Here is a 13803-nt window from a genome sequence, read left to right on the forward strand (position 1 = left end):
GGCACAAATCCCCTTTGTGCAAAAAAGCGACATTCTTAGAAAACGTTTTCTTTAAAAAGAATGCAGTGCATGCCTCAGCATGCGCAAACTCTTCGTCTTGCCATTTCATCGCTAGTTATCTGCAATAATTCTCGCAGAAATTAAAAAAAACAAAAATCAGGTTTACCTTCAATTTGAATTCATCTACTATTTAGTTAAACGTTTTCCTAATTTCTTTCAAAGCTGCATTTGAAACAATATATCCAGGGAAAACATAACAAACCAGGAGATGTATGCCGTACCGCAATCCCATCCTCAATAAGCTGTGCAAGCTCTGCATCGCAGCATCGGTGCTGACGCTAAACATGGCTGCGGCAAGCAATGCTGACCTGCCTGTACCTGCAACACAGACGCAACTGCCCATGAACACGCTGGTGCAGCAATCACTTTATCCCCAGCTTGATTACCTGTCGCAAAAACTGCTGGCCGAGAGATTACAAACCACGCTGGCTGGCTACCCTGCCTTCAATGGCAAGGACAAATTCTTGCCCGGTAAAATCGCCACCGGCCTCGCCCATTTAATGCTGAACCCTGCTCTGGCTCCAGAGGCAAGGCTCAAGGCAGCAGAAAATTTCCGCATCAGTGCCGACATGACCGTCGATATGGAAAACCATACCTGGGGCATTTACTATTATTTGCTGGCACTGCAACAGATACAGCAAGCGGGCTTGCTGGAGCAGGCAGTCAGCCCGGCCACCCTGGTCAAGCTGAAGAAGCAACTGGACTGGCGCAGCTTTGTCAATGAAGCTGATCTGAAACTCATCAACCTGCCCACCAATTATTATGGCGTGGCATTTGGCGTGGCACGCCTGCGCATGTTGCTCGGTTGGGAAGATGCCAGTGGCAGTGAAAAACTCTTGAATACCCTGCTGGCGCACTACGATGCACATTCTGGCGAATATGGTTTTTCTGATGAAACCGATGGTGAAGGTCGCTTTGACCGCTATAGCATTTTATTGATTGCAGAAATTTGCCACAGGCTCATAGAAACCGGCAAGGAAGTCCGGCCTGACTTGAAACTGAAACTCAGGAAAGCCGCAGACATTGCCCTGAATATCGCAAATGACAAGGGTGATGGCTTCAGCTTTGGCCGCAGCATAGGTGCTTATGGTGATACTGCGATACTCGAAATTCTGTCGGCATCTGCTTACCTGGATGTCTTGACGCCCACGGAAAAAGACTATGCCTACGCCTATTCCACCCGCGTATTCAACAAGTTTTTAAGCTTCTGGTATGACCCGCAATTACATTCCGTCGATTTGTGGGGCAAGGGCAGGAAGACTGATGCCTACCGTGGAGCGCACAGGGTGCTGGGTGAAAACTTCTCGCTCTTGCATCAGTTACTGACCACCAATGCCATCTGGCACAAACTCGGTTATGACCAGCGCATACCGCTGGCTGACCTGCAGGCATGGGCAGATAAAACCCAGCCACGGTTCAGCTTCAACTGGTTTGCGCGCGGTGAGTATGACAGGGCACTGGCGATCTACCGCGACCGCCAGCATGTGTTCAGCCTGTTACTGGCCAATGGTGGTGCAGGCCAGCATGCGAATAGTCCCTACTACCCGCTACCGTTTTCAAATGATCTCATCGTTGGCATACCAGACAGCGGCTTTGCCCATCCCCAGCTTATCCCCAGTCTGACGCTGGCAGATGGTAGCAAGTTACTGGTTACCGCCTTCATCAGTAACATCCAGACTGGCAAGACAGCGAAGGGCGAATTCATCAGCTATCAGCAAAGCGGGCTGACACGCATGACAGGCGAAGGCAAACCGCCACAAAAAGATGAGCGGGTAAAACTCAATAGTCGCTATCAGTTTGAACCCGGCAGTGTCAGCAGGACAGATGAATTTACAGCGACTGGCAACACACAGATACAGCAAGCCAGCCTGGAATTCAGCAGCTTTTCAGATGCTGTTCGGCAGGACGGAAATCACATTTATTTCAGTAAAGGCGGCGTCACGGAATTCATCGTCGAAGGTCTGGAGAAATGCTCGGTAAAACGGGTAGTGGGCGACGCGTATTTCCAGACTCCGGCTGGGCCCTTCATCAACCATATCAGTTGCAGCACGCAACAGTTAAAGCCTGGGCAGCCACTGAAAATCAAATGGACGATACGGTACCAATAAAATTTAGCAGCGAAACTTAGCTGAAAAAAATTAAGCATCAAGAATTTAGCAAAAAAATCAGCAGCAAAAATAGCACAAAACTACAATATCCGGAGACAAGAATGTCAGCACAATCCAGCAGCAAGCAACATCTCATGCAACTCAAACCCCTGAGCTTTGCCATCAGTCTGGCCATGCTGGCTCTGACCCAGGCAGCGCAGGCGCAACAGGCAAATACCGCAGAAACTTCTGACGGTAAACTCAATGAAGTCGTGGTATCGGCCAACAAACGCATAGAAAAACTTGAGCACGTGCCGATGGCGATTTCGGTCCTGGGCGATGCCACATTACAGCGCAATAACGTCAGGGAAATCGCTGACGTCATCAACCTGTCGCCTGCATTGTCCATCACCTATGGCTCTACCCCTGCCAACAATGGCATCAATATGCGTGGCATAGGCACCACGTCGATAGGCATAGGTGTAGAAGCTGACGTGGCAGTCATCATTGATGATATTCCCATGGGCATGCAGGTCAAGGCCTTCCAGGATCTGACTGATATCTCTCGCATAGAAATTCTGAAAGGTCCGCAAAGTACCTTGTTTGGTAAAAGTGCGATTGCCGGTGCGGTAAACATCATCACCAAGCCTATCTCCGGCCCGCTGGCGGGCAGTGCCAGTACTTTATATACCAGTGATGGTGAATGGCGCTTTGGACTCAGCTATGGTGGTGAGGTGTCGGAAAAATTTGGTTTTCGTGTCAGCGCCAGTGATAACCGCTACGCCGGCAATGTGAATAACCTGACTGATGGCAGCAAGGTCAACGGCTCTGGCGGCAAGACCTTCATGGCCAAGCTTAGCTGGCATCCTACCGACAATATTGATGTCGATTTCTCGCCACGCTATAACAGCACCGTCACATCCTGCTGCGTGCTGGCACTGACCAGCCTGACCCCGGCACAAGGTGGCCTGTTATCGAATATTGCGCAACTGCCTGCATCGACTTTATTGAACGGTATACGCATAGGCCCAGACAACGTGGATGTGCGCAATGATGCAATGACAGGACAGACCTCAACCAGCCGTGGTGCCGGTTTGAAATTCACTTACTCATTTGCCGATGGTTCTTCGCTGACCTCGATTTCCTCCGTTGACCGTTATTATGCAAATGACTCGCGCGACCAGGATTTTGTCGATGTACCCACCCTGCTGTATTATCCGCTGGCGAATGGCAAACCCGCCGGTGTCAATTCTGGCTACACCCAGTACGGCACTTTCGACGTCAAATCGCAAACCCAGGAATTGCGCTATACCTCGAATGACAAGAATTCGTTACGTTATGTGGTCGGTTACTGGTATGGAAAAAATTCCATAGAACGTCATTTCATACGCGGTTATAACGGTATTGCTCTGACCACGCCTATCCAGTATTTCACGGACACTTATAACGTCAACAGCGCCGTGTTTGGCCAGGCGACCTGGGACTTTGCCAAGAACTTCAGCCTGCTCGCAGGCTTGCGCTATAACCGTGAAACCTCGGGTTACCGCTTCTCGGTAGGCGCACCGCCACCTGGCGCGTTTGTACAGACTGATTATTTTTCCAGCCTCGACAATACTGAAAATTCCACGACGGGTAAACTCAGCCTTCAACACCAGGTTAACAACAACCTGATGGTGTATGTCATGGGTTCTACCGGGTATAAAGGTCTGGCCTATGACCTGACCAGTGGCTTGAATGCAGCCACTGCGGCCCAGCAGCCAGTCAAATCAGAAACTGCCAAGACCTTTGAAATCGGCCTGAAAGGTAATTTCTTCGACAATCGCCTGACGCTGAATGTAGCGGCCTTCAATAGCCGATTCAGTGACTACCAGCAAAATTCTGGCGGCTACCTGCCTGGCACTACGACTTATGTGACCCGCCTCAATAGCGTAGGTGGCGTGCAGACACGCGGCGTGGAAATGGATGTCTCGGCACTGGTCACCAGGGACTTGATGCTCAACGGCAGCATTGCCTATACCGATGCGACGATTACGGAATTCCCGAATGCCCCTTGCTATAACGTCGCCGGCAGCCCGAATGGTGGCTTCAATGCCGAATGCCAGTTGAAGTCTGTGCAGTATGGCGGCCAAAACGTGCAAGACCTCGCTGGTGCGAGGATGCCGAATGCACCAAAAATCAAGGCCAATATCGGTGGGCAATATGACCTGCGTTTCAGCAACCTGCCTTTCGACGCTTTTATCACAGGCAGCGTGCGCTATCAAAGCGATGTCATCACCAACCTGAACCAGGACCCTACGCTGGCCGTATCTGCCATCAGTGTGACGAATATCGGTTTCGGTATCAGAGACAAAATGAACAAGTACAAACTGAGCTTCTTTGTCAACAACCTGTTTGACCGCCACTATGCCAATACCGGTTTCACAGGTGTAGGTAGCTGGAGTTCAAAAGCACCGAACCCGGTGCTGACAGTGACCAACACCACCTGGACACCTGCCCGTGATGCCTTCCGTTATTTTGGTGTCAGGCTGGACGCTAAATTCTGAATACCTTCAGCGACTAAAGTAGCGTGATGAATAGCCAGCACCGTTCATCACTCCTCTGAATTTCATACGTTTCCCTTCCTTTCAAAATCCGGCATTCGTGCCGGATGGTTTTCTGCTGTCTATTTTTTATAACGAGAAATTAATCCCATCCAAACAAGCGAGGAGTACATCATGTTATCTGCAAAACCGAATAGCAAAAAAATGTTCCTGAAACCAACTCTGACATTCATCACCTGCGCACTGTTAGTCGCAGCACTGCCAGCAATGGCGGCCACGTATAAGGTAACCACAGCCAAGGAATTACAAGACGCCATCGGCAAGGTAAAAGCAGGTGACTTGATACAACTGGCGGCAGGCACGTACAAAGACAAGTTCGTCATCAAGAACAAAAATGGCAAGGCTGACCAGCCTATACAACTGACGGGCCCTGCCGGATCATCTGCCGCAGTGCTGGTGAATAGCGGCGGTTATGGCCTGTATCTCGATCATGCAAACTACTGGATCATTGATGGCATCACGGTCAATAATTCAGGCAAGGGCATCATCCTTGATACCTCCACCAACAACGTACTGCAAAACCTGACCGTGCATGATGTCGATGACGAAGGCATACACTTTCGCGCCTTCAGCACCGACAATGTATTAAAGAACAGCCACATCTATAACACTGGCAAGAAGCAGGCTGGCTTTGGTGAAGGTGTATATATAGGATCAGCCAATTCCAACTGGTGCACCTACACTTCATGCAACCCGGACAAGAGTGACCGTAACAAGGTGCTGACCAACAGCATAGGCCCTAACGTCAATGCCGAAGGCATAGACATCAAGGAAGGTTCATCTGATGGTCTGATACAGGGCAATACCTTTGACGGCAGCGGCATCAGCGGTGAAAACTATGCTGACAGTGTGATTGATGTCAAAGGCAATAATTATGCAATCACCGGCAATACCGTCAACAACCACCCAACCTCCAGCGATAAAAACCTGCTGGATGGTTTCCAGGTACACCAGGCCTATACCGGCTGGGGCAAGAACAATAAATTCAGCAGCAACCGCTTCAACCTCAATACCAAGGGTTATGGCATCAATGTACAGTCCGGCCTGACTGGCAATATAGTCTGTGACAATAACTCGGTAACAAATACGACAGGCGGTGTCGCCAATGTCGCGCTGAGCCATTGCCAGTAATACGTAGTAACCACGACCTTAGCTGAACTGCCCGTCTTTGACCACCTGTTCACGCAGCTTGTCTTTCTTGCTTTTGCGCTTGCCCTTGATGCCGCCAGTAGGCGCATCGTTGGCAAGCCGGGCATCGGATTCTTCTTGGGTGATTTCACCTGCAATTGCAGTAGGTTCAAAACCAGCTATGGTCTCGCGTGGCACACGTTTGTCCTGCCGCTTTTCTATCAGGCGGAAATGCATTTCATGCTCGGCCAAAATAAAGCTGATCGCCGTGCCGCTGGCACCGGCACGGCCAGTGCGACCTATGCGGTGGATGTAGTCATCAGCGGAACGTGGCAAATCATAATTGACGACTGCAGGCAGGCCTGCAACATCAATGCCACGGGCTGCCAGGTCAGTGGCAACCAGCACCTGTATGCGGTTCGCCTTGAAGTCAGTCAGCATATGCTGGCGCGCGCCCTGGCTGGCATCGCCGTTAAATGCCTCTGCCTTGATACCTGCTTTTTTCAATTTATTGCTGACGGTGTCGCTCGCATATTTGGTGGCGACAAACACCAGCACGCGCTCCCATTGCTGCTCTTTGATCAGGTGCACCAGCAGGCGGGTACGCTTGTCGCCATCAACTGCTATCGCCCTTTGCGCGATATCGGGCAGGTTTTCAGTCAGGTCGGCAATCGCTATACGCTTTGGTTCATTCAGCAAAGCCAGCGCCAGTTTTTTTACCGCAGGTGAGAACGTGGCTGAGAAAAACAGGTTTTGCCGCTTGGCAGGTAACTGCTCGAGGATGCGTTTGATTTCATCGGCAAAGCCCAGGTCCAGCAGGCGGTCTGCCTCATCCAGCACCAGTGTTGCCACATCCCTTAATGACAGGGCATTGTTATCCAGCAAATCCAGCAAGCGTCCCGGCGTACTGATGACGATATCGGCACCACCACGCAAATGCATCATTTGCGGGTTGATGGAAGCGCCGCCATAGATTACAGCTACCTTCAATTTCTTTGGCAAATGCTCTGCCAAAGCCTCTATTGTTTGGCCTACCTGCCCGGATAATTCACGGGTAGGTACCAGTATCAGGATTTTGACTTTACGCTGTTTGCTACCCTCTTTGCTGCCCTCCTCCATGTCTTCTTGCATGCGTTGCAACAGTGGCAAAGCAAAGGCGGCTGTCTTGCCAGAACCAGTCTGTGCCAGTGCCATGACGTCCTGGCCAGCCAGCACTGCCGGAATAGCTTCCGCCTGCACCGCGGTCGGTGTCGCATACTGGCGCGCAGTGACAGCTTGCAAGAGTTCCGGGATCAGGCCTAGTGAGTCAAAGTTCATGGATAAGTTTAAGAGGAAGAAAAGAAATTTTTGATTGAGCGTTACACTATTGATATTAACGCGTCAGAACATTCGCAATGCCGGGATTTCAAAATCCCGTCAATGCGCATTGTAGTGCAAAACTGCCATACACCTGCAGATGTCGATCCCTGCAATATCTGCGATTACTCATCAAGGAGTCAGCATTTTGGCAACAATTACCTTCATCCAGGCGGACATTGCCCAACATAAAGATGTACTCATCGCCATGAATATGGAATATATGGGCTGGGTGGCGGCGAACATAGCGCATGATTTTGGCATTACTACCGAGACCTTACTGGGTATGCCACTGGCTGAATATGTACCGGGCGCGCTGGACAAAATTTGTGGTGCAGATGCGCAGGATGGCATGTTTTATCTGGTCGAAGTAGACGGTCAGTTTGCCGCCATGGGGGGCAGGCGCGGCATCGAGGCTGGCATTGCCGAGATAAAACGCTTGTATGTATTACCGGCTTTTCGTGGGCTGCATCTGGGTGACCCGCTTTTACAGTATTTGCTCAATGATGTCCGCAGCCTGGGCTATCAGCGTGTGCGACTGGACAGCGCACCCTTCATGCACGCGGCTCACAGGCTGTATGAAACTGCTGGTTTCAAGGACTGCCCGCCATATGCAGGTGCAGAAGTGCCAACTATTTTGCATCCCCGCTGGCGTTTTATGGAATTGGTGCTGTAGCCGGGGATTTTGTGTAAGCTGACGAACAGTCTGTCAATTGCGACTGGCGTAAGCTGCGAAAAAAGGAAAATATCATGCAAGTTGAAACTATCCTGGCCTTTGGCGGCCATAGCGAAGCAGCCATCCAATTCTATACCGAGGCACTCGGGGCAGAGGTCATCGTCATGATGCGCTGGAAAGACAGCCCCGATCCGGCATTGCGCGCGGTTTCATCAGATCCGGACAAGATCATGCATGCCTCGTTTCGCATAGGCAACACCACACTGATGGCAAGCGACGGTGTCGAAACACTGAGCCAGCCGGATTTCAAGGGCTTTACACTGAATCTTGAAGCCAGGGACGATGCAGAAGCCGAGCAGTTCTTCTCGGCACTGAGCAATGGAGGAAAAGTGCAGATGCCATTGGCAAAAGCCTTCTGGACATCGTTGTCTGGCATGGTAGTTGACCGCTTTGGCCTTTCCTGGATGGTGAATGTGGCCTCGCCAACAGCATAGAACCCACTCCATCCTGATGATGGATAGAGTGGGTTATCTCAACTAGTACTTTGCGGGATGCACTCAGGCAGCCCGCGAACCACTGCATTTAAAAAGTCGTACGCATGGACAAGGTGTAAGCCGCACCCGGTTTGTATTCATCAAATATGGCATTGCTGAATTGCGTATATGACTGGCTGATGGCTTTGTTTGCATTCCACACACTCAGCGTCAGATCGGTGTTGTAGGGAAAACCGAACAAGGTCTTCAGATTGGCACCGGCTGACAAGTCAACTTGCGAACGCGAAGTCGTGTAGGCATAGGCACCGCCAGCTACGTTCAGGCCAGTACTGGTATTGACGACATGACCAGCAGTGTATTGACGTGAAATGCGGAAGTTCAGGCCATTGCGTTCGTAGTACAGCGTCAGGTTACTGGTACGTGGTGGCACACCTGCAACTGGCGGGGCATTTGGTGCCTCATCCTTTTGCGAGGTGTAGGTGTAATTCGCCGTAAAACCAAAACCCTTGACTGGCAACATATCCAGCGGCTGCTGCCATGTCAGTTCTATGCCCCTTACCTTGAGCTTGGTGTCGATGTTGTAAGGCTCGGTGATTTCAACCAGATGCTTGTCACGTCCGCCACTGGCATCAACTGACTGTTGTTGTGCAGCTGTCAAACCCACGGTACCGAACATCGCATCCAGTTGTGACAAGGTATAAGTGCTGATGCGTTGTCCCGGACGGCTGACGATGTCTTTGGCAAAGACACTGGCCGACACATAGGACTCGCGGGTCATGTAATACTCCAGCCCCAAATCCAGATTATTCGCACCGAAAGGTTTGAGGTTGGGGTTGGTCACATTACCCTGACGTGCGCCCTGGTCACCCATGGTCAACATGGTTTGCCGCAGATCAGCCGGGTTGGCACGTGTCAGGGATTTGGATCCAGAAGCGCGGAAAATCAAAGCAGGCGTGATGTTATACGCCAGTGTGGCCGAAGGCAGCACGTTGCTGTATTTGGTTGTTTCATAGGCCCAGACACCGATATTGTCGTACTGCCCGCCATTCTTCAAATCGACATTGCGCGGATCAGCCACCACGCTCAAAGCACCAATAGTCTGCTGGGTTTCAGAATACCGTACCCCGGCGTTGTAGCGCAAAGTGCCATCGAATAACTTGGTACGACCATTCGCCTCAGTATAAAAACCACTGACGACTTCGCGGATATAGCCGCCACTGCCATTGGCGAAACCCTTGTAAATATTATCGCGGAAATATTGATAGTCGGTGTCTTGCGCAAACTTGGGCCAATTCACACTGATGAAACCATGGTTGCTCGCATAAGCATAATTTGGTACACCAGCATTGGTGACTACCGAGCCTTGATAAGTCAGTGGCGTGGTCAGGCCCGCAGTAGAACCTGTGCCATAACCAGGATAAGCAGTGGCGGCATCTGTCATCGCACCAGGTGTGCTGCGTCCATCGCAACCTGGTTGACGGATCTGGGTGTTGGGTGCGAAGAAACGGTAGCTGACGTTGTTGCCGCAAGCGACGTTCATCCACGCATCTGCCACGCCATAACTGCGGTAACGGCGCTCGATATCGTCATACGCCACGCCACTCTTGATACTGAAACTGCTATCACCCCAATTGACATTCAGGCGTGTACCCTTGGTCGAATTAGTGCGCTCATACAGGTCCATGCGCAAACCCGACAGGCCCTGGCCAGCCTGGTTCCAACCAAAATTTGTAGGGTCGTTAATGTCAAGGTTAGCCGTATATGTCGGTGACTGACCAGCGACAGTATTATTGTAAGTAATCACCGAATTGGGTGACTTGGTGGCCAGCAGCACCGTTGGCATATCGCGGAAGAAGGTGCTGTTTGTGATATTGAGATGGCCATCTATCGTCCAATTGTCATTCGGGCGGAATTCGAAGCCAGGGTTAAAGCTGCGGAATTTCGTTTTTTCTTCCATGGGCCGGAATTCCAGTGCCCAGAATGTATTCGCGAAAATGGCTTTGTTCAGTACGCAACCAGTCGTACAATCGCTGCGGTCAAATTCCATGCCTATTGGGATGACAGTATTGGCACGGGTACCGGCATTCATCGCCTCATAGATCATCTTGTTGTTCTTTTGGGCGAACACCATGTCCATATAGATATCCAGCTTGTCATTCGGCTGCCATTGCAAGCTGATGACTTCACCGGCACGCTTGCGTTCACCTTCGTATATCAGGTGGCGACCCAGGCGAGCCATGAGGGCATTGTCAATTTGCTGTATGGTGGCGCCAGGGTTCAAGGCCAGTAACATGGCGCGGTCTATCTGCTTGCCTGGTACCAGGATAGAGCGCGCATAGTCGGGCAAATTATTGAGTGCCAGACCTGAGGGTACTGTGTCAGGCGTAGATTGCGAACCACCGCCAGTACTGTTGGGGTTATCTGCTGCAGTCGCCTGGAAAGACTTCAATTGCAGGTTGCGCATATCCACTGACTGGAAACCATCGGTCTTGTATTTGGTATCGCCAAAAGCTGCACCAACCAGGACACCGAACTTGCCGAAGGTATTGCTATTCCAGGTATTACTGACCAAAGCTGAACCAGTAGTGCCAGCTTTACCGCTTTGATCGCGGTAATTGCCACTCAGTGTGAATGCAGAACGGAAACCGTTCTTGTCAAAAGGACGCACGCTGCGCATATCGACCGTACCAGCAATACCACCTTCGATCAGGCTGGCTTGCTGGCTTTTGTAAACGCTGGCACTACGGAATAATTCAGACGGCAGGAAGTCCATATCGACTTCGCGGTTGGCGCTGATGGAGCCACCCCAGCTACCTGCCGAGGCAGATGCCATAGGTGCGCCATTCAGCAAGACCCGCGTGAAAGCCGGGCCCATGCCACGGATGGAAACATTCAAACCCTCGCCATCGATTTCAGCCCTGGTCACCTTGACGCCAGGAATGCGACCCAGCGCATCGGCAATATTCGGATCTGGGAACTTGCCCATGTCTTCAGAGAAAACGGTATCACTGAGACCGACGTTTTCATATTTTTCATTGGCGGATAAGGCGAGCGAACTGCGGTAACCACTGACTGTCACCGTAGGCACATGGTTTTTTTCCTTGGCTGCTTTTTCTTTTTCAGCTTTTTCTTTTTCGGCTTTCGCTTTTTCAGCTGCCAGCTTTTCGGTATTTTCTGCGCTAGCAGTCGATGTCGGCGCCGGGCTTGGTGCTGTCTGCGCTGCCTGTCCATAGGCACTGGAAATCAGGCCAGCAAGGACCGTGGTGACGAAGACTTCACCACCTGTGCAGAACCGACGCTTACCGGTACCAGCTCCCTTCAATTTTCTATTCATGCTTGTCTCCTGTATATGGCCTCTGGTGCCATTGTTGTTTGCGCCTTTATTGGCGCATCGATTTTTCTATTTTTTTCTATTGATGACGAAATACAATTTCTGGTAACGCAAACAGCAGGTACTCATTCTTTTGATGACCGGTCGCCTTATGAACTTGCGTCACCACTAATCTTCCTGTTTTTTTGCAACAGTATTTAAAAAATATGTTTGCGCTAAACAATACTACTTATATAAATAATAGCGCTACCATTTGTATGGTGGATGTTTTGCAATCGCACGTCAATTCCCTTCTTTAGCTGCGTTGTTGCAGTGATACGGAAAAATAACTACATCTGCAACAATTTTGTTTTTTGCGAAAGGCATAGATATCTTATGCTATATTCAAATCAAATTGTTTGCGCTAACATAAATATTTTAAAGTGTGCTTTTCCAAGCTTTTCAGCGAAGATTTTTAGTTAGAACCAGGGTTGTTTGGTAAAACGGAATGCATCAACATCGATATAACCCTGGCCTGGATGTGGGTTATAACAAAACAGGGCAAACTGCTGCCCCTGGAAAGTGCCAGTGCGCCAGTCATAAGCCAGCTCGAAGCTGCCGCCCATCACATGCCAGACCTTGCCATCCAGGCTGTAAGCAACTTCCGCCTGGTTCTTCCTGAAATCCATGTCAGTACGCAAATGAATTTTATTGACAGCAACAGGCAGCGATGGCACCCGCACTTCAGTCTGCCGTCCTATCGCGGTATCCTCTATCACTTGCATACTCAGGAATAATTTATCCGCCGCGTCACGCTGGATGACGATATGTCCATTGAATTTTCCCAGCGTACCAAACCCGCACATATCGCCAGCCTGCAGATTGCCGGCATCAATTTCAACTTCGCCGCGACTCCATGGCCCCTGGCCTTTCTGGGTAAGCGTGTTACGCGCAGTCCAGAACTCATTTGCCTGCACAGGCTCCAGCCTCAAGTAACCACGCCTTTCACGCAAGGACCAGCGAGTATCATCAGGATTATGGTTCCACTGCCATTGCAGACCCAGCACAGGTGCACTGAAATCGTCTGAAGTTGCCAATTGTGTGACTGGCTTGCCCTGGACAGGTTTGATGGCGCTGGCAGGCACCCTGCCCGGAGCTTCTTTGGTACCCCACACCGGCCAGTCATCTTCCCAGAAAACCGGACTGATATTAGTCATGCGCCCGATAGCACCGGCGTCAACCATTACAAAGCCATACCAGTTACCATCAGGCAGATCGACGATACCACCCTGATGCCCGCCGCTGCGGTCATCAATCTGCGTATGCGACTCCCAGGGTCCATACAGGTTTTTGGCACGCGATACTATCAGTGTCAGGCTGGCTGGCAGCGCATTGAAGAGGTAGTAATACTCGCCACGCTTGACGAGCTTGGAACCTTCCGCCCCTTTGTAGTAATGAATCTTGCGCGCATCCGTCACCTTGCTATAGTCGCTGCTCAAACTCAACAAGGTAACCGTGCCATCCCAACCACCAGATGTTGCGATGTACGCCTTGCCGTCAGGCTCAATGAACATCGCGGGGTCAAAGGCTGCACGATCAAGCTCATGGTAAGCCCAGGGGCCCTTGATATCCTTGCTGTAATAGACGCGGGTATTTTGTTTGACCGGTGTCACTACCGCATAGAAAACACCCTTATGGTGGCGCAGGCTGGCAGCAAATAATCCGCCGCGATAAGCATTGCCATGCTTCAGGTCATATTGCTCCATGCCATTGAGTCTGGGCACGATATGCGAAGCAAATTCCCAGTTGACCAGGTCTTTCGAATGCAGCAAGGTGAGGCCAGGACTATTGGCAAATGTGGTACTGGCAAAATAAAAATCTTCGCCTACGCGGATGATGTCCGGGTCCGGGTAATCAGCATACAGTGGCGGATTGGTATATGTACCATCACCATTGTCAGCAGGCCTGGCCTGAGCACCTTGCATGGCACCCAGGAAAACACTGAGCACAGCAATCAAACTCACGCCACAGCATCGCTGAATACGATGAAGCACAGCATGCATGGCTTGGTGAAATAGCGACCCGCCTCCCA

The 13803-nt window shown here is 50.8% G+C and carries 8 protein-coding genes; 5 read left to right on the top strand and 3 right to left on the bottom strand.

What is annotated here, in order from left to right; all coding sequences use genetic code 11:
* The first annotated feature begins 272 nt into the window (after positions 1–272).
* From ACO0LD_RS07230 to ACO0LD_RS07240, 3 genes are all read left to right on the top strand, one after another.
* Positions 273–2168 carry a hypothetical protein gene (locus tag ACO0LD_RS07230; protein WP_423005194.1) on the top strand — a complete coding sequence of 632 codons (1896 nt, stop codon included), beginning with the start codon at positions 273–275 and terminating at the stop codon, positions 2166–2168.
* Positions 2169–2269: 101 nt separating this feature from the next.
* Entirely contained in the window at positions 2270–4690 is a 2421-nt protein-coding gene (locus ACO0LD_RS07235; RefSeq protein WP_423005196.1) for a TonB-dependent receptor, read from the top strand.
* 171 nt (positions 4691–4861) lie between these two features.
* Positions 4862–5878 (top strand): right-handed parallel beta-helix repeat-containing protein, encoded by a 1017-nt coding sequence (locus tag ACO0LD_RS07240; protein WP_423005198.1) that lies wholly within the window; start codon positions 4862–4864, stop codon positions 5876–5878.
* An 18-nt stretch (positions 5879–5896) separates the two neighbouring features.
* Here the strand turns inward: ACO0LD_RS07240 and ACO0LD_RS07245 are convergent, their stop codons facing one another.
* Entirely contained in the window at positions 5897–7192 is a 1296-nt protein-coding gene (locus ACO0LD_RS07245) for a DEAD/DEAH box helicase (RefSeq protein ID WP_423005200.1), read from the bottom strand.
* Positions 7193–7379: 187 nt separating this feature from the next.
* Between ACO0LD_RS07245 and ACO0LD_RS07250 the strand changes: the two genes are divergently transcribed.
* Together ACO0LD_RS07250 and ACO0LD_RS07255 are read left to right on the top strand one after the other, a co-directional pair.
* Positions 7380–7907 carry a GNAT family N-acetyltransferase gene (locus ACO0LD_RS07250; protein WP_423005202.1) on the top strand — a complete coding sequence of 176 codons (528 nt, stop codon included), beginning with the start codon at positions 7380–7382 and terminating at the stop codon, positions 7905–7907.
* A gap of 74 nt (positions 7908–7981) precedes the next feature.
* Positions 7982–8401 (top strand): VOC family protein, encoded by a 420-nt coding sequence (locus ACO0LD_RS07255; RefSeq protein WP_423005204.1) that lies wholly within the window; start codon positions 7982–7984, stop codon positions 8399–8401.
* Between the two features lie 88 nt (positions 8402–8489).
* Here ACO0LD_RS07255 and ACO0LD_RS07260 read toward each other — a convergent pair whose 3' ends face one another.
* Complete coding sequence (locus tag ACO0LD_RS07260; protein WP_423005206.1) at positions 8490–11735, bottom strand: TonB-dependent receptor; 3246 nt, start codon at positions 11733–11735, stop codon at positions 8490–8492.
* Positions 11736–12190: 455 nt separating this feature from the next.
* Positions 12191–13735, bottom strand: a complete 1545-nt coding sequence (locus ACO0LD_RS07265) for a glycoside hydrolase 43 family protein (protein WP_423005208.1) — start codon at positions 13733–13735, stop codon at positions 12191–12193.
* Positions 13736–13803 lie beyond the last annotated feature (68 nt).

The sequence above is a fragment of the Undibacterium sp. Ji83W genome (assembly GCF_049340385.1).
Classification (GTDB): Bacteria; Pseudomonadota; Gammaproteobacteria; order Burkholderiales; family Burkholderiaceae_D; genus Undibacterium.